Genomic DNA, 19181 nt, shown 5'->3' with positions numbered 1-19181 from the left:
CGGCATCCGCTGCTCGTGGTGGTCGTGCAGGTCGCGACCGTCAGACGCGCGTGGCCTCGGTGGCGGTGCGCGCGGCGGCGAAGCCCGCCTCGAGGTCGGCCTTCAGGTCGACGACGTTCTCGATGCCGACCGACAGGCGCACGAGGCCCGGCGTGACGCCGCTCGTGAGCTGCTGCTCGGGGGTCAGCTGCGAGTGCGTCGTCGACGCCGGGTGGATGACGAGCGAGCGCACGTCGCCGATGTTGGCGAGGTGGCTGAAGAGCGACAGGTTGTCGACGAGGGCACGGCCGGCGTCCACGCCGCCCTTCAGCTCGAACGAGAGCACCGCGCCGACGCCCTTGGGGGCGTAGGTGTTCGCGGCCGCGTACCACGGGCTCGAGGGCAGACCCGAATAGTTGACGCTCGCGACGTCGGGGTGGTTGTCGAGCCACTCCGCGATCTCCTGGGCGTTCTGCACGTGGCGCTCGATACGGAGCGAGAGCGTCTCGATGCCCTGGATGAGCAGCCACGCGCTGTTCGGCGCGATCGCCGCGCCGAGGTCGCGAAGCAGCTGCACGCGCGCCTTGATGATGTAGGCGAGACCGTCGCCGACCGCGGCCGTGTAGCTCGCGCCGTGGTACGAGGGGTCGGGCTCGGTGAGGCCGGGGAACTTCTCGACGTTCTTCGACCACCCGAACTTTCCGCCGTCGACGATGACGCCGCCGATGGTCGTGCCGTGGCCGCCGAGGAACTTCGTGGCCGAGTGGATGATGATGTCGGCGCCGTGCTCGAACGGGCGGATCAGGTACGGCGTCGCGATCGTGTTGTCGACGATGAGCGGCAGGCCCGCGTCGTGCGCGACCCCCGACACGAGGCCGATGTCGAGTACGTTGATCTTCGGGTTGCCGATCGTCTCGGCGAAGAAGAGCTTCGTGTTCGGGCGCACCGCGCGGCGCCACTCGTCGGCGTCGTCTTGATTCTCGACGAAGGTCGTCTCGATGCCGAGCTTGGCGAGCGTGTACTTGAAGAGGTTGTAGGTGCCGCCGTAGATCGACGACGACGACACGATGTGGTCGCCCGCCTGCGCGATGTTCAGCACGGCGAAGGTCGACGCCGACTGGCCCGAGGCCACGAGCAGCGCGCCGGTGCCGCCCTCGAGGGCCGCGATGCGCTCTTCGACGACGGCCTGCGTCGGGTTCTGGATGCGCGTGTAGATGTTGCCGAACTCGGCCAGCGCGAACAGGTTCTGCGCATGCTCGGCGCTGTTGAACACGTACGACGTGGTCTGGTAGATCGGCGTGGCGCGGGCGTTGGTCACGGGGTCGGGCGCTGCGCCCGAGTGCACCTGCTTGGTCTCGAAGCGCCAGTCGGCGGTCTCGGTCATTGCGTCTCCTCAGGGAACGTGGGCGGGCGGGGCTGCCGCGGCTTTCGAGCCACGTTAGGCGGGTGCGTGAGGGCGGGCAACGGATGCCGCAACACGGCGTCACGCACGAGGCATCCGCTCGCTCGTGGTCGTCGGCAGCGCGCGCTACCGCAGCTCGCCGTCGGGAGGCAGCACGATCGTGCCGGTCGCGGTCGACGGCTCGGGGCGGAACAGCCACCGCGCCCGCGGGGCGACGAGGGGCTGGAACACCCGGCGCACGGGCTTCAGCGAGAGCACGATCGAGATCGCGACGCAGAACACCATCATCGCGGGCAGCACCCAGAACGGCTGGTCGCCGGCGAGCACTCCGCTCTCCCGGAACGGGAACAGCACGAAGGTGTGCAGCAGGTAGATGTACATCGTCGCGGTGCCGAACGGCGTGAACCAGTGCGCGCCTCGCGGCATGAGCACGAGGAAGGCGACCGCCAGCACCATCGCGATCAGCATGAGGCCGAGCCGGATCGCGCCCGACCAGGGCTCGTCGTAGCCGATGGCCTGGTACGACTCGTCGTAGAGCATGAAGCGGCGCAGTTTCAGCTCGCGCCACGTCTCGATCGCCGCGGGCATGAGCATGACGGCGAGGGTCGCGCCGAACAACGCGATCGCCCCGGCCCGCCAGCGCCAGGCCGCCGCCGGGCGGAGCTCGAGCCATCGGCCGGTCAGCTGCCACTGGCGCAGCTTCCAGCCGAAGACGAAGAAGGGCAGCATGCCGAGCGTGCGCGTCAGCGCCAGGGTCGAGTCGATCGTCTCGGTGTACCCCGCGCCGATCGAGATCGCGATCGCGATGAGCAGCGGGTACCGCAGCATCACGAGGTACGGCAGCACGATGCGCCAGATCGCGAGGGCGATGAGGAACCAGAGGGTCCACGACGCCGTCGTGAAGTCGAGCGAGAACTCGCCGCCGAGGAGCCAGCGGATGATCGTCCAGATCGTCTCGAAGATGAAGTACGGGAAGACGATGTCGGTGAGCACCTGTCGCAGCGCCCGCGCGTTCGGCGGGCCGGACTTCGCGAAGTAGCCGCTCACCGTGACGAAGACCGCCACGTGGAACGAGTAGATGAACAGGTAGACGCTGTAGGCCGAGTTCGACTCGGCGATGAGCGGCAGGATGCCGTGACCGACGACCACCAGGGTGATCGCGATCCAGCGGGCGTTGTCCCACATGGGGACACGTCTGCGCACCATGGGGGTCGACTTCGTGCGCGGTTGCATCACTCCATTCAACCGCACGATCACACGCACGCACGGCTCCGGGCAGGGCAGAATAAGCGCATGAGCGAGCTTCGAGTGGTCGTGACCGGCGCGAGTTCCGGCATCGGTGCGGCGACGGTGCGCGCGTTCCGCGCCGCGGGATGGGACGTCGTGGGCGTGGCCCGCCGCGAGGAGCGCCTCGCGGCGCTCGCGGAGGAGACCGGGGCATCCGTCGTCGTCGCCGACCTCACGAACCAGGCCGACGTCGATCGCCTGCGCGACCACCTCGAGGCGACCGGCCCGGTGCACGCGCTCGTGAACAACGCGGGCGGGGCGAAAGGGCTCGACTCGGTCGAGGCCTCCGACGTCGACGACTGGGCGTGGATGCTCGAGGTCAACGTGCTCGCGCTGAAGCGCGTGACGAGCGCGCTGCTGCCGCTGCTGCGTCGCGGTGCCGTCGAGCGGGGCGTCGCCGACATCGTGAACGTGACCTCGATCGCCGGGCACGTCGCCTACGTCGGCGGGGGCGGGTACAACGCGGCCAAGTTCGCGGCGCACGCGCTCACCGAGGTGCTGCGGCTCGAGCTCAACGGCGAACCGCTGCGCGTCATCGAGGTCGCGCCGGGCATGGTGAAGACCGACGAGTTCGCGCTCGTGCGCTTCGGCGGCGATCGGGCGCGGGCCGACGCCGTCTACGACGACGTGCCCGAGCCGCTCGTGGCCGACGACATCGCGGCCGTGATCGCCGACGCCGTGCTGAAGCCCAGGCACGTCGACCTCGACCTCATCGTCGTCAAACCCGTCGCCCAGGCCGCGCCGTACCGATTGACGAAGGGCCCGCTGGCCGTGCGCGGGGAGGGATGATGGCCGAGGCGCCCGCGACGGCGGCTCCGGCGACCGCGGCTCCCGGGGGTGCAGCGCCGCGACGCACCGCATGGGAGCGCGTCACCACGGTGCCGCTCGTGGTGCTCGGCATCGTCTTCATCGTCGCCTACACGATCTACGTGCTCGCCCCGTGGATTCCGCGCGGGCCGGGTTCGCCACTGTTCTTCGCCCTCGTGGCGGCGTGGCTGGTGTTCGTGATCGACGTCGTGGTGCGGGTGTCGCTGACCCCGCGCGGCGGCAGGTGGGCATTCATCCGCACGCACCCGATCGACATGCTCTCGGCGATCGTCCCGGTGTTCCGGGCGTTCCGGGTGCTCGCCCTGCTGCGCGAGGTGCCGTACCTCCAGCGCCGGAGCGGCGCGGCGGTGCGCGCCAACATCATCATCTTCGCCTCGACGTACGCCGTCGTCTTCGTGTACTTCATCGCGTTGGCGACGCTCCAGGCGGAGCGGAACGCCCCCGGCGCCACGATCACGACGTTCGGCGACTCCGTCTGGTGGGCGATCGTCACGATCGCGACCGTGGGGTACGGCGACATGTATCCGGTCACGACCGAGGGGCGCTTCTACGCGGTGTTCCTCATGGCCGGCGGCGTCGTCATCGTCGGCACCGCGTCGGCGACGATCATCTCGTACATCGGCGACAAGGTCAGTCAGGTGCGGGCGCACCATGCGAGCGGGGCGGGCGCGGTGCTCGAAGCGTTCAACGCGGACGATGCCGAGGACGTGACCGATGCGGGTGCATCCGATGCGGACTCCGCCGACGTGGGCTCCGCCGAGGGCACCGCGCGCGACGACTAATCTTGGTGGATGACGTTCGATGCGAATGACGCCGGCACGACCGGCGACGGGATCCGGCGGGAGATCCTCACCTGGGACGACTTCGGCGAGGCGGCACGCAGCGTCGCGGCCGCGGTGCTCGAGTCCGGCTTCCGCCCCGACGTGGTGATCGCGATCGCACGCGGCGGATTGCTGTTCGCGGGTGCCATCGCCTATGCGCTCGGCACCAAGGCCTGCGGCTCGATCAACGTCGAGTTCTACTCGGGCGTCGACGAGCGGCTGCCCGAGCCCGTGCTGCACCCGCCGATGCTCGACGCCCCGGCGCTGAACGGCCAGCGTGTGCTGCTCGTCGACGACGTCTCCGACTCGGGCCGCACCCTCGCCAAAGTGCTGGGCCTCATCACGGAGGAGGGCGCCGAGGTGCGCACCGCCACCCTGTACACGAAGTCGCACACCGTGCTCGCCCCCGACTTCGACTACCGCCGCACCGACGACTGGATCGTCTTCCCGTGGTCGGCGCTGCCGCCCGTCGAGGTCGCTGCGGGCCCGGCATGAGCGTGCATCTCATCGGCGGCGGGGCGACCACCAGGGCGGATGCCGCGTTGTACGCGCCGTTCGTCGCGGAGGCCGCCGCACGGGGCAGCGCAGCAGGCCGCGCCCGGCCGCGCATCGCGGTGATCTCGTTGCACCCCGAGGCCCGGCAGAAGGCTGCGGCGCTCGCCGACCTCCTGACCGCGGCGGGCCTTCTCAGCGCGGCGGGTGACGCGATCGAGGTGCATGCGACCGCCGGTCGGCCGGGTGAGGCGATCGAGCTCAGCGCGATCGCCGACGTCGACGGCATCGCCGTGGGCGGCGGCATCGTCGAAGAGGTGCGCGCCGGACTCGAACCGCTGTTCGGCGAGCTGCGTCGGCAGATCGCCGACGGCGTGCCCTACCTCGGCGTCTCGGCGGGCGCGATGATCGCGGCCGAGGGATCGCTCGGCGGCGGCTCGCGCATCGGCGGCGTTCCCGTCGCACCGGAGGACCCGGAGGACCCGGAGGACCCGGAGGACCCGGACGAGACTGACGACGACGAGACCGATCGGGACCAGCCCGACCCGCGACTCGAGCTCGAGATCGAGACCGGCATCGGCCTGGTCGACGTCGCCATCGAGGTGCACGTCGCCCAGCGCGGCATGCTCTCCCGACTGGTCGCCGCCGCTGAATCGGGGCTCATCGCCGGCGGGCTCGGCATCGACGAGCGCACGGTGCTCATCGTGGGCGACGGCCGACTCCGCGTGGGGGGCAGCGGCAGCGTCTGGCGCGTGCTGCCCACCGACGACGGCGTGCTGGTCTCCACGATCGGCGCCTGAGTGGGTGCGGCAGGGTTGCCCGACGAGTTCGCCGGCGAGCTGCTCGACCCGGGCTGGGCCGCGGCTCTGGCTCCCGTCGCGCCGACGATCGGCCATCTCGGCGAGTTCCTGCGCGCCGAGACTGCGGCCGGGCGAGGCTACCTCCCCGCCGCGGAGAACGTGCTGCGCGCCTTCCGAGCGCCGCTCGCAGACGTGCGGGTGCTCATCGTGGGTCAAGACCCGTACCCCACCCCGGGGCATCCGATCGGCCTCGCCTTCGCGGTCGAGCGGCACGTGCACCCGCTGCCGCGGAGTCTCGCGAACATCTCTCGTGAGCTCGTCGACGACGTGGGCGTCGCGCCGCTGCGGCACGGCGATCTCGGGCTCTGGGCCGCGAACGGCGTGATGCTGCTGAACCGCGTGCTGACGGTCGAGCCCGGGGCGACCGGATCGCACCGCGGCAAGGGCTGGGAGGCGGTCACCGACCACGCGATCCGCACCCTCGCGGCGCGCGGCACGCCGCTCGTGGCGATCCTCTGGGGGCGCGACGCCCAGCGACTGCGGCCGCTGCTCGGCGACACGCCGGTCATCGAGTCGGCGCACCCGAGCCCGCTCTCGGCGTCGCGCGGCTTCTTCGGTTCGCGGCCGTTCAGTCGGGCGAACGCGTTGCTCGAGGCGCAGGGCGCTGCGCCCATCGACTGGAGCCTGCCGGCCTGACGCGCGGCGCGGCTCTGCCCGCCGTGCGCAGCGGCCCGCCCGCCCGCCCGACACCGCCGCCCCCACGCCGCAGCACCGCCGCCCGCGTAACGTGACGGCAACATGCCGCGGGTACCCTTGCGGCATGCTCGAAGAGGAATACCGGGAGCGCCGCGTGCTGCCGCCCCACCTCCGCAGGCCCGTGCCCGTCGAGGCGCCCTTCGAGTACGCGATCCGCGAGGCGCGCGCGGCCGACCTGCCCGCGGTGCGTGAGATCTACAACTACTACGTCGCCAACTCGACGGTCACCTTCGACGAAGACGCCATGACCCTCGCGGAGTGGAAGACCAAGTTCGCCTCCCTCGACAAGCTCGGCATGCCGTTCATCGTCGCCGAGTCGCCGAGCGGCCAGTTGCTCGGCTACGCGCTCGTGACCCCGTGGAAGCCGAAGCGCGCCTACCGGTTCACGGTCGAGAATTCGATCTACCTCGGCCCCGCGGCATCCGGCAAGGGGCTCGGCCGGGTCATGCTCACCGAGCTCATCGAGCGGTCGAAGGCGGCGGGACTCAAAGAGATGATCGCCGTCATCGCCGACCAGGGCGCCGAGGCGTCGATCGCGCTGCACGAGAAGTTCGGCTTCGAGGAGATCGGCCGCATGGGTCGGGTCGGCTTCAAATTCGATCGCTGGCTCGGCACGGTGCTCATGCAGCGATCGCTCAAATAGTCGAGCGGATGCTGCGTGGCCGGTGCGTGATGACGGCATGCGTGATGACGGCGCGCGTGATCACACCGTGAGGTCGAACTCGACCTCGCCGGCGAGCATTGCGAGCAGGGCCGAGGCGAGGCCCGTGGCGAGCAGCAGCCCGGGGTGCGCGAGGGCGATGGCGATGCGGCGCAGGCGCGGACGGGTTGCGAGCAGCGCGTCGGGCACCTCGCTCGTCGCGGGGCTCTCGCTCCACCCGCGCAGCCGTGCGAGAAACCATGAGCAGCGCACGATGAGCGCGGCCCACAGCACGGTCACCGCCACGGGGGTGAGCACGGCGAGTACGTCGAAGCCGATGCCGGCCAGCTCCTCCTCCTGGCCCTCGGCGGCGAGCTGGATCGAGGTCGAGATCGCGGCACCGAGCACGACGGACCCCGACCAGGCGACGAACGCCGCGACGAGCGCGAGATACCGCGAGAAGAAGTGGCCGAAGACCGAGGTGCGGTGCGCGAGATGGTCGCGCGGGGTGGCGCGCAGCACGACGATCGTGGCAGTGAGGCTCGGGGCGACGAGCAGCACGACGAGCAGCGACCACGCCCACGTGGGCCAGTCGGCGAGGGCCGCGACGACGATCAGGGCGCCGAAGAACGCCGCCCACACGGCGCCCCAGACGAGCGGATGCCTCGTGATCGCCGTGCCGAGCCAGACCATGGCCCCACGATAGCGCTGCGGTGCTGCCCGGCTCGGTGCCACGCGGCCGCGCGTCACCGTAGGCTCGAAGCCATGACGGCGTTGCACGATCACACGGCCCTCGAACTGCACCAGCTGCTGCAGCGGGGTGACGTCGCCCCGGTCGAACTGGCCGAACACTACCTCGCCCGCATCGAACGCTTGAACCCCGAAGTGGGCGCCTTCGCGACCGTGACGCCCGAGGCCGCGCTCGAACGGGCACGACATGTGACGGCGCACGTGCCGAAGTCGGCGCCGCTCTGGGGGCTGCCGCTCGCCGACAAAGACCTGCAGCAGCGCGCCGGGGTGCCGGCCCGGTTCGGCTCGCGGGCGTTCGCGGAGTTCGTGCCCGATGACTCCGACGAACTCGTGCGGGCGGTCGATGCCGCCGGCGCCGTCAGCCTCGGCAAGTCGCAGACGCCCGAGTTCGGGCTGCCGTCGTACACCGAGGGCGTGGGCGTGGCACCGACGCGCAACCCGTGGGATCTCACGCTCGGCGCGGGCGGCTCGAGCGGGGGAGCGGCGGCGGCCGTGGCATCCGGAATGCTGCCCTTCGCGCCCGGCTCCGACGGCGGCGGCTCCGTCCGCATCCCGGCGGCCTCGTGCGGCCTCGTGGGCGTCAAGCCGAGCCGTGGCCGGGTGCCGGCGGGTTCGGGGCTCACGAGTCTCGCAGGGCTCGGTGTCGCCGGGCCGCTCGCCCGCACGGTCGCCGACGCTGCGTTGCTGCTCGACGGGCTGATCGCACCGGCAGGGTACCCGGCGGCGCATCGCTTCGCGGTGCGTGCACCCGGCGACGACGGGCCGTTCCTCGGCGCGGCGATCCGCGGCGAGGGCAGATTCCAGCTCGGCGTCATGACGGACTCGCCGTGGGACGACGCGTACGAGATCGTGGTCGAACCCGAGGCGCGCGCGGCGCTCGATCGCGCGATCGAGGTCTTCGAGGGACTCGGCCACGGCATGGAGACGATGGCGCCGGCGCCCGAACCCGGCTACTCCGAGGCGTTCCGCACGATCTGGCAGGCGGGCGCGGCGACCATCCCCGTCGACGGTGACGCCGAGGCGCTGCTCGAGCCGCTGACGCAATGGCTGCTGCAACGCGGTCGCGCACTGCCGGCGCGTCAACTCGCCGAGGCGCTCGCGTGGCTCACCGGATTCGAGGAGCGGGTCATCCGGCGCTTCGCCTCGTACGACGCCGTGCTGACCCCGGCGCTCGCCCTGACGCCGCGCCCGGTCGGGTGGTACGACGCCGACGACGGCGAGCGCAATTTCGCGCAGCAGGTGCAGTTCACGCCGTTCACGTCGTTCGTGAACGTCTCGGGCCTGCCCGCCATCACGGTGCCGGTCGCCGAGACCGCGACCGGCGTGCCGATGGGCGTGCAGCTCATCGGGCGCCCCGGCGGCGAAGCGACGCTCTTCGCGCTCGCCGCGCAGCTCGAGCGACGAGTGCGGCGGAGCCGGCGGCATCCCGGGATCTGGTGATCGTGGTCTCGTGACCGGCTCTGGTAACGGCCCGCTTGACGAAGTTAGGTAAGCCTCACCTATAGTGGATCCATGCTCGGTCTCGACCTCACCCTCTCCTACGACGGCGCCCCTGTGGTGCACGGAGCGGAGATCCACCTCGAACCGGGCAAGGTCACCGCGCTCGTCGGCCCGAACGGCAGCGGCAAGTCGACGCTGCTGCGTTCGCTCGCCCGCCTGCACCGACCCGATGCCGGCCGCGTGCTCCTCGCTGCCGACGACGGCCGCACGATCAGTGAGGGCGCGGTCGAGAAGAATGCACCGCGCACCGAGCCCGCCGACCTCCTCGAACACGGCATCGACGCCGCATCGCTGAACGGGCGTGAGTTCGCCCGGCGCGTCACGCTGCTCGCCCAGAGCCGGCCGACGCCCGGCGGCATCACGGTGCGCGAGCTCGTCGAATTCGGCCGGCACCCGCACCGCGGCCGGTGGATCGCCGGCGACGCCGACGGCGCCGCGATCGTCATGCGCGCCATGGAGCTCACGGGCGTCGCCGAGTTCGCCGAGCAGCCCGTCGACCGGCTCTCGGGCGGGCAGCTGCAGCGCGTCTGGCTCGCCTCCTGCCTCGCGCAGGACACGAGCGTGCTGCTGCTCGACGAACCGACCACCTTTCTCGACCTGCGCTATCAGGTCGAGCTGCTCGACCTGATCCGCGAGCTGGCCGACGAACACGGGGTCACGATCGGCGTCGTGCTCCACGACCTCGACCAGGCGGCCGCCGTGGCCGACCGGGTGGTGCTGCTCGAATCCGGCCGCGTCCGTGCCGTCGGCACCCCCGCCGAGGTGCTCGTCTCCGACGTGCTGAGTTCGGCCTACGGCATCCGCGTCGACGTCGAGGTCGACGATCGCGGCTGCATCACGACCTGCCCCATCGGCCGCTACAACTCGCGGCAACGCGTCCAACGACTCGCCGTCGCCTAGCGCGGCGCGACCCATCCAACCCCCCTCGCGTGGGACACCTCTGCCTGCGCACCGATCGAAGGACACCATGAGAAGAGCCGCCGCACCCCGGCCGACCATCGCCCTGACCGCCGTCGCCGCCGCATCCGTGCTGCTGCTGACGGGCTGCGGCACGACCGCAGAGGCCGGCGCGGCCGGCGGCAGCGCCGCCATCGTCATCACCGACGACCGCGGCGAATCCGTCGAGCTCGCCGCCCCCGCGGAGAAGATCGTCGCGCTCGAGTGGAACACGGCTGAGAACCTCGTCGCGCTCGGCGTCATGCCGGTCGGCGTCGCCGACGTCGAGGGCTACGGCGACTGGGTCACGTCCGAGACCCTCGACGACAGCGTCGCGGATGTCGGCGGCCGCGGTGAGCCGTCGGTCGACGCCATTGCGGGCCTCGCTCCCGACCTCGTGCTGACCACCACCGACCTCTCCGAGTCGGTCATCGCCCAGATCGAGGAGTTCGCCCCCGTGCTCGTCGTGCGCGGCGCCGACGCCTCGAACCCCATCGGCCAGATGGAGTCGAACCTCGAACGCATCGCGACGGCGACCGGCCACGAGGCCGAGGGCGAAGAGCTGCTCGCCGGCTTCGACGAGAAGCTCGCCGAGGGCAAGGCCGCGATCGAGGCCGCCGGTCTCGCGGGTGCCCCGTTCATGATGAGCGACTCCTGGGCCACGGGCGGTCAGGTCTCGATCCGCCCGTTCGCCGAGGGCGCGCTGCTGACCGCCGTGACCGAGGAGCTCGGGCTCGAGAACGCCTGGACGGGCGAGGGCGACGCCGACTACGGCCTCGACTCGACCGACGTCGAGGGCCTCACGGCCGTCGGCGACGTGGAGTTCCTCTACATCACGAACGGCGAGGCAGATGCGTATCAGAACGAGCTCGCCGACAATGCGGTATGGATGTCGCTGCCGTTCGTGCAGAGCGGCTCGGTGCACCGTCTGCCCGACGGCATCTGGATGTTCGGCGGCCCCTCGTCGATGAACGACTACATCGATGCCGTCGTCGCGACCCTTGCCGGCTGAACAGGCCCACGCGGCTGAACAGGCCCACGCGGCTGAACGGGCTCAGTCGGCTCAACCGCTGATTCCCGCTCGAGGCGGGGCCGCCCGGCCCCGCCTCGGCGCGGTGCTGCTCCTCGCCCTCGGCCTCGTCGTCGCGACGGTGCTCGCGGCCGTGCACGTGACCCAGGGATCCGCCGACGTCGGCCTGCCCGAACTGCTCGGGCTCGCCGGTGGGGGAGCCGACGACCAGGCCGCCGCAGTGTTCGTGGCCTCGCGCATGCCGCGGCTCGCCGCCGGCGTGCTCGTCGGCGTCGCCCTCGGCGTCGCGGGCCTCATCATGCAGTCGATCTCCCGCAACGTGCTGGCCTCGCCCGACACCCTCGCGGTCAACGCGGGCTCGTACCTCGCCGTCGTGGTGGTCGCGGCGTTCGGCATCGTGCTGCCCGTCGCCGGCGGCGGCGCCGTCGCGCTCCTCGGCGGCCTCGCGGCGGCCGGCCTCGTGCTCGCCCTCTCGGCGGGTGGCGCTCGCGGCGGCGGCACCGTGCGACTCGTGCTCGCCGGATCGGCGATCGCTCTCGCCCTCACGGCGCTCACCACGATGCTGCTCCTGCTCTTCCCCGAGCGCACCGAGGGCCTCTTCGCCTGGGGCAACGGCACACTCGCCCAGACGGGCATGCAGCCGATGCTCCAGCTCGGCCCGATCGTGCTCCTCGTCGTCGCCGCCCTCTTCCTCTTCGCGCGCCGATTCGACCTCATTGCGCTCGGCGACGACGCCGCGACCGTGCTGGGCGTGCCGGTGCGCCGCACCCGTCTCATCGGCCTCTTCCTCGCCGTGCTGCTGTCGGCGGCCGCCGTCACGGTCGCGGGACCCGTCGGCTTCGTCGGCCTCGCGGCCCCGGCGATCGTGCGCCTAGTCGCCGTGCGCGTGTCGGGCATGCAGCGGCACGTGCTCCTCATCCCGGCTGCCGCGCTGATGGGCGTCATCGTCGTGCTCGGCGCCGACGTGCTGCTGCGTCTCGCGTTCGGCGGGCAGGCGGCGGTCGAGGTGCCGACGGGCGTCGTCACGACGATCTTCGGCGCAGTGTTCCTCATCGCGCTCGCCCTGCGGGCCCGCGCGTCATCGGAGGGGGGCACCGGGTTCGTCATCGGCACGGGGCTCTCGCCGCGCGGTCGCGCACTGGTGATCGCGGCATCCGCTCTGCTGCTCATCGCGCTCGCCTTCGCATCTCTGCTGCTCGGCGACGCCAAGCTGCTCGGCGGCGACGTGCTCAACTGGGTGACCGGCCAGGCCGGCCCCCTCGTGGAGTTCGTGATGAACACGCGCGCGCCGCGAGTCGCCGCGGCGATCCTCGCCGGAGTCGCGCTCGCACTCGCCGGCACGGTCGTGCAGGCCGTCTCGCGCAACCCGCTCGCCGAACCCGCCATCCTCGGCGTCACGGGCGGCGCCGGGGTCGGCGCGGTGCTCGTGATCACGTTCTGGCCGCTCGCGACCTTCCTCGGTGTGACGGTCGGCGGACTCGCCGGCGCCGCGCTCGCGGCGCTCATCGTGTTCGGCCTCGCGATGCGGGGCGGTCTCGCCTCGACCAGGCTCATCCTGATCGGGCTCGGCGTCTCGGCCGCCGCGGGTGCGATCACCTCGATGCTCATCATCGCGACCGACCCGTACAACGCGGCCAAAGCGCTCACCTGGATGTCGGGATCCACGTACGGTCGCACCTTCCCCCAGCTGATCCCCCTCGCGATCGTGACGCTCATCGCCGTGCCGCTCCTCGCCTCGGCGCGCCGCGAGCTCGACCTGCTCGCGTTCGACGACGACACCCCGCGAGTGCTCGGCGTGCGGCTGGGCCCGGCCCGCCTCGGCCTGCTCGCCGTGAGCGTCGCCCTGACGGCGACCGCGGTCTCCGCGGTGGGCGTGATCGGCTTCGTCGGTCTCGTCGCCCCGCACGCCGCGCGGGCGCTCGTCGGGTCGCGGCACGCCCTCGTGCTGCCGCTCGCGGCACTGCTCGGCGCCCTGCTGGTATGCGTCGCCGACACCCTCGGCCGCACCGTCATCGCTCCGGCCCAGCTGCCGGCGGGCCTCCTCACGGCCGTCGTGGGCGCCCCGTACTTCGTCTGGTTGCTCTGGCGCTCGCGTCGGAGCGCCTGAGCGCCTGAGCGAACGCCACCCGCCGACCATCCGCCTTTCCACCAGCCTTCCGACAGGAGAACCACGCATGGCCAAGCCCGGATACCGAGTGTTCGACACCCAGGTCGCCGAGATCAGGCGGATGTCGCCGCACTTCGTGCGTGTGACGTTCCGCTCCGACGAGCTGCGCGATCTCGGCTGGGACGGCCCCGATCAGCGCATCAAGGTCGTGCTGCCGCTCGCCTCGAGCGGGTTCGACGAGGTGCCCCGCGACGGCGACTGGTACGCGACGTGGCGAGCGTTGCCCGACGAGCGCCGCAACCCGATCCGCACGTACACGATCCGGTCGGCGCGCCCCGATCTCGGCGAGCTCGACCTCGATTTCGTGGCCCACGGCGACAGCGGGCCGGCCTCTCGCTGGATCGCGGCGGCGGGCATCGGCGACCGCCTGCTCGTCATCGGCCCCGACGCGACGAGCGACGAGGAGTCGGGCGGTTGGGAGTGGCGCCCCGGCGCGGCGCGCACCCTGCTCATCGCGGGTGACGAGACCGCGGTGCCGGCGATCGGCGCGATTCTCGAACAGTTGCCCGGGGATGCTCGGGGTGCGGTGTTCCTCGAGGTGCCCGAAGCGGGCGACGCGCTCGAGCTGCGGGCTCCGGCCGGGGTCGACGTGCACTGGCTGTCGCGCGGCGATGCGGCGGGTGGTCAGGCTGGCGAGACGCGGTACGGCGCGCGCCTCGTCGACGCGGTCACCGCGTGGGCGGATGCCTGGGTCGCCGCCGACCCCGCTGCCGCTGCCGTGCCGGCCAGCGCCCCTCCGGCCTTCGCCCTTCCGGTCGCGGCGACTGCTGCCGCGCCCGAACTGCCGGTGCTCGACGACGACGAGATCCTCTGGGAGGTGCCGGCCGCTGCCGACGACGGCGGGCTCTACGCCTGGCTCGCGGGCGAGGCCACGGCCATCACGACGCTGCGGCGCCACCTCGTGAAGGAGATCGGCGTCGATCGGCGCCGAGTCGCGTTCATGGGGTACTGGAAGCTCGGCCGCGCCGAGGGCTAGGCGGGTGGGCTGCAGGCGGGCGGCCTGTCGGCGGGTGGCCGGTCGATGGGCGGCCGGTCGGCCGGTACCCGCCCGCTTCGAGTCCCGCCTCGATCTCGAAGCGGTTCTTCAGCGGGTTGCGCCCGGCGATGAAGTAGAGCAGCGGAAAGAGCATGCCGTACTTCAGCCACTGCTCTTTGTGCACGGCCTCGTGGCCGAGCACCCGTTCGCCGGTGTTGCGGTTCGTGAGGTAGCAGCCGCCGACGCAGGAGCCGCCCCGGCCGAAGGTCCAATTCGGCATGCCGGTGAAGACGATCAGGCCGTGCCGACGTTCGATCGGGCCTGTGCTCCAGATGAAGCCCCACGTGAAGCCGACGGCGGTCGCCCACCAGTAGCCGAGGCGGCTGATGGGGGAGTCGGTCAGACGGATGCGCAGGGTGCGGTCACCGATGCCCTCCGGCCGGCCGCCGCTCACGCTGCAGCCTCGGTGTCAGGCACCTCGGGTGCGTGGTTCGCGTCCGCGTCGGGCGCATCGGCTCTGGATGCCTCGGTATCGCCCTGCCCCGCGGCATCCGCTGCGCCCGGTCTGCCGAGGGATTCGAGCAATCGCAACCAGACCTCGCTCATCGTCGGGAACGCCGGAACGGCGTGCCAGAGCCGATCGACCGGTACCTCGCCGACGATCGCGATCGTCGCCGACTGCAGGAGTTCGGCGACGTCTTGCCCGACGAACGTGGCGCCGAGGACGGTGCCCAGTCCGGCGTCGATGACCAGCCGGGCCTGACCCGCGTAGCCGTCGGCGAGGATTCCCGCGCCGCTCACGGAGGAGAACGACACGTCGGCGATGCGCACGTCTCGGCCCTCGCGCTCGGCCTGTTCCCGTGCCTGCGCCGCCGTGAGCCCAACGGAGGCGACCTCGGGCTCGGCGAACACGACCTGCGGCACGGCCGTGTGATCGGCCGTCGCGACGTGCGCCCCCCACGGCTCCGTCTGCTCGGGTCGGCCGAGGGCGCGAGCGGCGACGAGGTCGCCCACGGCGCGCGCCTGGTATTTGCCCTGGTGCGTGAGCAACGCCCGATGGTTGAGGTCGCCCGCGGCGTAGAGCCACGGCCGCACGTCGTTGTCTGCGGCGCCCGTGGCGAGCATCGTGTCGTCGACGGTGACCCAGCCGCCGGGCTCGAGGCCGATCGTCTCGAGCCCGAGCCGGTCGGAACGCGGGCGGCGCCCGGTGGCAATGAGCACCTCATCGGCCGTGACGGTCTCTCCGTCGGCGAGGGTGACGACGATCTCGCCGGCCGCGTTGCGCTCGACACGGCTGGGCGAGACACCCAGACGAACGGATGCCCCGAGCTCCCGCAGCCCCTTCGCCACGGCCTCTGCGACGAACGGTTCCATGCCGCCGAGCAGGCCGCTGCGAGCGAGCACGGTGACCTCGGTGCCGAACCCCGCGAACGCGGTCGCCATCTCGACCGCGGTGACGCCGCCGCCGATGACGGCGAGCCTCGCGGGCGGCTCGGTGACGCTCGTGGCCTCGCGGCTCGTCCAGGGGGCGGACTCGGCGAGGCCCGGGATCGGCGGCATGACGGCGTCGGTTCCGGTCGCGAGGATCACGGCGTGACGGGCACGGTAGACGATCTCGTCGTGAGTGGCGGAGGTGTCGACTGCGTTGCGTTCGACTGCGTTGCGTTCGACTGTGTTGAGTTCGTTTGCGCTGAGTTCGTCTGCGCTGGGTTCGATTGCATTGCGTTCGTCTGCGTTGCGTTCGACGACGACACGGCGCAGACCGTCGAGGCGGCCGTGCCCGCGTTCGAGCACGACGCCGATGCTCTCGAGCCAGTCGGCGCCGCCCTGGTCGTTCCAATCAGAGACCCAGTAGTCGCGTCGCGCGAGCACGGCTCGAACGTCGAGCCGGCCGGTGAGGGCCTGTTTCGCACCGTCGACGCGTCGGGCGGCGCGGAGTGCGGCGGCGCTGCGAAGCAACGCCTTCGACGGAATGCAGGCCCAGTACGAGCACTCTCCGCCGACGAGTTCACGCTCGACCAGCACGACCTCGAGCCCGGCGGCGCGTGCCCGATCGGCTGCATTCTCACCGACGGGTCCGCCGCCGATGACGATGACGTCGACTTCGCGTTCCATCCCGTTCCCCTCCGGTGCCGGCGCATGCCGACTGCCTGACCCAAGCCTAGGCAGTCGTCGGTGCTGGCACCGCTGAACAGCTCAGGCTGGCGCGGCTGGAACAGCTCAGGCTGGTGCAGCTTGAACTGCTCAGGCTGGTGCCTCTGAAGGCACAGTTGTCAATGCTGCCCCTTGGCGCCCTGGCGGCGTCCCCGGCGGTGCTGCGCCGTACCTCGCCATGGTCTGCGCCGGGTGGGTGACGTGGGTTCGGCCGGCCGGCGAGATCCACTCGAGGATGCCGTCGGCGAGGTGTCGAAGCATCCATGCCGTCTCGTGTTTGAGGTGGTGATGCATGGGGCAGAGGTGGCAGAGGTTGTCGCATGCGGTGCGGCCGCCCTCATGCCAAGGGGTGCCGTGGTCGATGTCGCAGCGACGGGCGTTGCGGTTGCAGCCGGGGAATCGGCAGGTGCCGTCGCGGATTTGCAGCCAGCGTTGCAGATCGGCGGGTGGTCGGTATCGGGTGCGGTCGACGTCGAGCACGGTGCCGGTCACGGGGTGGGTGAGGAGTCTGGTGAACGAGGGGGCGCCAGCGGTGAGGCGGCGTGCGGTGTCGGCGTCGATGGGCCCGTAGCCGTCGAGGATGCCGGGCTCCGACGTGGCGCCGGTGAGCGTCAGCACGGGCACGGTGACGTGCACACTCGGGCGCACCCGCGCGGCTGCGGCCGCGATCGCCGTTTCGTCGTCGAGGGTGCCGTAGAGCAGTAGATCGCGGGCCGCGTCCGCGCGGATCTGGTCGGCGGTGCGAAGTTCGGCGCGGAGCCTCTCGACACCCGACGGCTCGGTCTCGTACGAGGTCTCGGCTTCGCGGGCGACGAGGTCGAGTCGGCTCTTGACGAGCAGGGCGTCGGAGGCGGGGAGGTAGGCGTGCAGCCAGGCCATGCCGTCGAGTGCGGGTTCGATCTCGACCCGGCGTTCGGCCTGTGCCGCAAGGTGACGGTCGGTGGCAGTCTCGGCCTGGAGTTCTTCACGCATCGTGCGGGCCTTGCGGCGCACGCTGGCTGCGGTGTGCTGGGTCGCATAGTCGGTCAGACCGACCTCGAGGTCTTCACGGAGTCGGGGGTCGTCGTCGAGGCCGGTCGTGGCTTCGATGACGACCCGGGCGTGCTGCATGCCGATCGCACCCGAACGAAGTGCCGCGAGCGTGACGGGCAACCGCGTCGACAACGAGTACGCGTCATCGATCTGACGCTGCATGGTGCGTTCGGGAACACGCAGGGCAGTGGCGAGCTCCGCGGTCACACTGCGGTACGCCATCTCGCGTCGCCGCGCGGGTGACAGAGTCGGGGCGACGAACGCGTCTTCAGCGCGAAGTGCGTAGCTCACGGTCAAGAAGATCAGGTCGACCAGCATCGCCGCGTGCATCGACTCGACCCGTTGCGCGTGCACCGCTGCGGTCAGGAGCTCGGACAGGCCGTCTTGCGCCATCGCATACGGTGACCGCTCCGCCTGTTCACGACCGACGATCGCACCGCCACCGGTGATCGCCGCGTCAACGACACCGGCCTCATGACGCGTGACAGCACTTGCGGTGCGGGCATCCACGAGTGCGGTCGACATGCAGCCATTCTATCAGACATTCGAATGTATGTTCGAGAGATCTGCATCTGCAAACAGGCGCATCGTTGTCGTCAATTGCCGATGCCGATGCCGATGCCGATGCCGACGCGCAGCGCGAATGCGCGCAGCCGCGCAGCCGCGTAGCCGCGCAGCCGCACGTGCGCGCGGCCGTGCAGACTGCGAAACGCGCCCTATGTCGTCGCCGACCTGCCGGACGTGAGTGCGCCGACGAGTCGCAGAATCGTCGGCAGGTCGTCGTCGGCCGCCTGCGGCGACGCGGGCGCGAATCCGGCGATCGCAGCCCCGGCGAGCGGAAACCTCGCGGTGACCGCGCGAATGAGCGCGACGAGTTCGGCGGCGCCGACGCCGAACGGCATCGGGTACGAGAGTCCGGCGAGCGCGGCCGGGTCGAGCACGTCGAGGTCGATGTGAATGAACACCTGCGACGCGCCCGTCGCCTCGAGGGCCGCGATCACGAGCGACGGGTCTGAGAGGTCTTCGACGGTGAGCGTCGCGACGTCGTGCGCGTCGATGAACCGGCGCTCTTCGTCGTCGATGGCACGGATGCCGCCGAGCACGAGCCGCTCGGGGGCGACGCGCGTCTCGGAGTCGAGGGCGAGGCCTGCAGCACCGTCACCGGTGATCGCCCGTAGCGTCATGCCCCCGAAGCCGCCCGACGGCGAAGACTCGGGCGTGTTCAGGTCGGGATGCGCGTCGAGCCAGAGCACGGCGAGGTCGCCGTCTGCGCGCGTCGAGGCATGGGCGACCGACGCGAGCGAAACGCCGCAATCGCCGCCGATCGTGAGCGCCCAGTCGGGGACGTGGGAGAGAGCCTCGGCCGTGCGCTCGCGCACCCGCACGAGCGTGCTGAAGCGCTGGACTCCGGTGCCGAGGGGCTCCCCGGCCTCGACCGGCACCTCGACGACGATGGTCGACGAACTCGGCAGATCGCCGAGGATCGCGTCGGCGCCGTCGGCATGACTCATGGCGCGTGAGGAGACGGATCCCTGCCAGACCGGGACCACCACGAACGTTGCGGGCATGTTCTCAAGTATCGCGCACCCACGCACGACGACGGCCGCGTTGCGCGATTCCGGCGCGGTCGC

The 19181-nt window shown here is 71.4% G+C and carries 17 protein-coding genes and 1 pseudogene; 11 read left to right on the top strand and 7 right to left on the bottom strand.

Annotated elements, in window-relative coordinates; all coding sequences use genetic code 11:
* Positions 1 to 40: 40 nt before the first annotated feature.
* Both ACWGST_RS15510 and ACWGST_RS15505 read right to left on the bottom strand, forming a co-directional pair.
* Positions 41 to 1363: a bifunctional o-acetylhomoserine/o-acetylserine sulfhydrylase gene (locus ACWGST_RS15510; RefSeq protein WP_452047564.1), complete on the bottom strand. Its 1323-nt coding sequence runs from the start codon at positions 1361 to 1363 to the stop codon at positions 41 to 43.
* A 144-nt stretch (positions 1364 to 1507) separates the two neighbouring features.
* On the bottom strand, positions 1508 to 2614 hold the full coding sequence (locus ACWGST_RS15505) for an acyltransferase family protein (protein ID WP_452047563.1): 1107 nt from the start codon (positions 2612 to 2614) through the stop codon (positions 1508 to 1510).
* Between the two features lie 60 nt (positions 2615 to 2674).
* Here ACWGST_RS15505 and ACWGST_RS15500 point away from each other — a divergent pair, with 60 nt between their 5' ends.
* From ACWGST_RS15500 to ACWGST_RS15475, 6 genes are all read left to right on the top strand, one after another.
* Complete coding sequence (locus tag ACWGST_RS15500; protein ID WP_452047562.1) at positions 2675 to 3457, top strand: SDR family NAD(P)-dependent oxidoreductase; 783 nt, start codon at positions 2675 to 2677, stop codon at positions 3455 to 3457.
* Positions 3457 to 4278 carry a potassium channel family protein gene (locus ACWGST_RS15495; RefSeq protein WP_452047561.1) on the top strand — a complete coding sequence of 274 codons (822 nt, stop codon included), beginning with the start codon at positions 3457 to 3459 and terminating at the stop codon, positions 4276 to 4278. The genes ACWGST_RS15500 and ACWGST_RS15495 overlap by 1 nt, the downstream gene beginning before the upstream one ends.
* Before the next feature lie 9 nt (positions 4279 to 4287).
* Positions 4288 to 4812 carry a phosphoribosyltransferase gene (locus tag ACWGST_RS15490; RefSeq protein ID WP_452047560.1) on the top strand — a complete coding sequence of 175 codons (525 nt, stop codon included), beginning with the start codon at positions 4288 to 4290 and terminating at the stop codon, positions 4810 to 4812.
* The gene (locus ACWGST_RS15485) at positions 4809 to 5609 is read left to right on the top strand and encodes a Type 1 glutamine amidotransferase-like domain-containing protein (RefSeq protein WP_452047559.1); all 801 of its coding nucleotides are present in this window, start codon (positions 4809 to 4811) and stop codon (positions 5607 to 5609) included. The genes ACWGST_RS15490 and ACWGST_RS15485 overlap by 4 nt, the downstream gene beginning before the upstream one ends.
* Positions 5610 to 6305, top strand: a complete 696-nt coding sequence (locus ACWGST_RS15480; protein WP_452047558.1) for a uracil-DNA glycosylase — start codon at positions 5610 to 5612, stop codon at positions 6303 to 6305.
* A gap of 124 nt (positions 6306 to 6429) precedes the next feature.
* Positions 6430 to 7008, top strand: coding sequence for an N-acetyltransferase family protein (locus ACWGST_RS15475; protein ID WP_452047557.1), 579 nt, complete (start codon positions 6430 to 6432; stop codon positions 7006 to 7008).
* A gap of 60 nt (positions 7009 to 7068) precedes the next feature.
* On the opposite strand, the gene ACWGST_RS15470 is transcribed toward ACWGST_RS15475, so the two are convergent.
* Positions 7069 to 7698 (bottom strand): hypothetical protein, encoded by a 630-nt coding sequence (locus ACWGST_RS15470; protein ID WP_452047556.1) that lies wholly within the window; start codon positions 7696 to 7698, stop codon positions 7069 to 7071.
* Positions 7699 to 7770: 72 nt separating this feature from the next.
* Between ACWGST_RS15470 and ACWGST_RS15465 the strand changes: the two genes are divergently transcribed.
* The 5 genes from ACWGST_RS15465 (at position 7771) to ACWGST_RS15445 (ending at position 14364) form a co-directional block, all read left to right on the top strand.
* Entirely contained in the window at positions 7771 to 9195 is a 1425-nt protein-coding gene (locus ACWGST_RS15465) for an amidase (RefSeq protein ID WP_452047555.1), read from the top strand.
* 72 nt (positions 9196 to 9267) lie between these two features.
* Positions 9268 to 10155, top strand: coding sequence for an ABC transporter ATP-binding protein (locus tag ACWGST_RS15460; RefSeq protein ID WP_452047554.1), 888 nt, complete (start codon positions 9268 to 9270; stop codon positions 10153 to 10155).
* A 67-nt stretch (positions 10156 to 10222) separates the two neighbouring features.
* On the top strand, positions 10223 to 11203 hold the full coding sequence (locus ACWGST_RS15455; RefSeq protein ID WP_452047553.1) for an iron-siderophore ABC transporter substrate-binding protein: 981 nt from the start codon (positions 10223 to 10225) through the stop codon (positions 11201 to 11203).
* Complete coding sequence (locus ACWGST_RS15450) at positions 11175 to 13328, top strand: iron ABC transporter permease (protein ID WP_452047552.1); 2154 nt, start codon at positions 11175 to 11177, stop codon at positions 13326 to 13328. The genes ACWGST_RS15455 and ACWGST_RS15450 overlap by 29 nt, the downstream gene beginning before the upstream one ends.
* Before the next feature lie 67 nt (positions 13329 to 13395).
* Complete coding sequence (locus ACWGST_RS15445; protein ID WP_452047551.1) at positions 13396 to 14364, top strand: siderophore-interacting protein; 969 nt, start codon at positions 13396 to 13398, stop codon at positions 14362 to 14364.
* Positions 14365 to 14425: 61 nt separating this feature from the next.
* On the opposite strand, the pseudogene ACWGST_RS15440 reads toward ACWGST_RS15445, so the two are convergent.
* From ACWGST_RS15440 to ACWGST_RS15425, 4 genes and pseudogenes are all read right to left on the bottom strand, one after another.
* Positions 14426 to 14794: pseudogene (locus ACWGST_RS15440) on the bottom strand (Fe-S oxidoreductase); the annotation flags it as partial.
* Positions 14795 to 14814: 20 nt separating this feature from the next.
* On the bottom strand, positions 14815 to 16479 hold the full coding sequence (locus ACWGST_RS15435; RefSeq protein WP_452047550.1) for a dihydrolipoyl dehydrogenase family protein: 1665 nt from the start codon (positions 16477 to 16479) through the stop codon (positions 14815 to 14817).
* Positions 16480 to 16608: 129 nt separating this feature from the next.
* Positions 16609 to 18075, bottom strand: a complete 1467-nt coding sequence (locus tag ACWGST_RS15430; protein ID WP_452047549.1) for a DUF222 domain-containing protein — start codon at positions 18073 to 18075, stop codon at positions 16609 to 16611.
* Between the two features lie 191 nt (positions 18076 to 18266).
* On the bottom strand, positions 18267 to 19061 hold the full coding sequence (locus tag ACWGST_RS15425) for an arginase family protein (RefSeq protein WP_452047565.1): 795 nt from the start codon (positions 19059 to 19061) through the stop codon (positions 18267 to 18269).
* Between the last annotated feature and the right edge of the window lie 120 nt (positions 19062 to 19181).

This window comes from Agromyces sp. NPDC055520 (assembly GCF_053619715.1).
The sequence above is the reverse complement of the archived record's forward strand: the minus strand, read 5'-3'. Positions and strand labels throughout refer to the sequence as shown.

Excerpts from the sequence above, each read along its gene's own strand:
- ACWGST_RS15500 (WP_452047562.1), top strand. The coding sequence starts at position 2,675 with ATGAGCGAGCTTCGAGTGGTCGTGACCGGCGCGAGTTCCGGCATCGGT.
- ACWGST_RS15505 (WP_452047563.1), bottom strand. The coding sequence starts at position 2,614 with ATGCAACCGCGCACGAAGTCGACCCCCATGGTGCGCAGACGTGTCCCC.
- ACWGST_RS15510 (WP_452047564.1), bottom strand. The coding sequence starts at position 1,363 with ATGACCGAGACCGCCGACTGGCGCTTCGAGACCAAGCAGGTGCACTCG.
- ACWGST_RS15450 (WP_452047552.1), top strand. The coding sequence starts at position 11,175 with ATGCCGTCGTCGCGACCCTTGCCGGCTGAACAGGCCCACGCGGCTGAA.
- ACWGST_RS15490 (WP_452047560.1), top strand. The coding sequence starts at position 4,288 with ATGACGTTCGATGCGAATGACGCCGGCACGACCGGCGACGGGATCCGG.
- ACWGST_RS15475 (WP_452047557.1), top strand. The coding sequence starts at position 6,430 with ATGCTCGAAGAGGAATACCGGGAGCGCCGCGTGCTGCCGCCCCACCTC.
- ACWGST_RS15430 (WP_452047549.1), bottom strand. The coding sequence starts at position 18,075 with ATGTCGACCGCACTCGTGGATGCCCGCACCGCAAGTGCTGTCACGCGT.
- ACWGST_RS15495 (WP_452047561.1), top strand. The coding sequence starts at position 3,457 with ATGGCCGAGGCGCCCGCGACGGCGGCTCCGGCGACCGCGGCTCCCGGG.
- ACWGST_RS15425 (WP_452047565.1), bottom strand. The coding sequence starts at position 19,061 with ATGAGTCATGCCGACGGCGCCGACGCGATCCTCGGCGATCTGCCGAGT.
- ACWGST_RS15470 (WP_452047556.1), bottom strand. The coding sequence starts at position 7,698 with ATGGTCTGGCTCGGCACGGCGATCACGAGGCATCCGCTCGTCTGGGGC.
- ACWGST_RS15435 (WP_452047550.1), bottom strand. The coding sequence starts at position 16,479 with ATGGAACGCGAAGTCGACGTCATCGTCATCGGCGGCGGACCCGTCGGT.
- ACWGST_RS15445 (WP_452047551.1), top strand. The coding sequence starts at position 13,396 with ATGGCCAAGCCCGGATACCGAGTGTTCGACACCCAGGTCGCCGAGATC.
- ACWGST_RS15455 (WP_452047553.1), top strand. The coding sequence starts at position 10,223 with ATGAGAAGAGCCGCCGCACCCCGGCCGACCATCGCCCTGACCGCCGTC.
- ACWGST_RS15460 (WP_452047554.1), top strand. The coding sequence starts at position 9,268 with ATGCTCGGTCTCGACCTCACCCTCTCCTACGACGGCGCCCCTGTGGTG.
- ACWGST_RS15465 (WP_452047555.1), top strand. The coding sequence starts at position 7,771 with ATGACGGCGTTGCACGATCACACGGCCCTCGAACTGCACCAGCTGCTG.
- ACWGST_RS15485 (WP_452047559.1), top strand. The coding sequence starts at position 4,809 with ATGAGCGTGCATCTCATCGGCGGCGGGGCGACCACCAGGGCGGATGCC.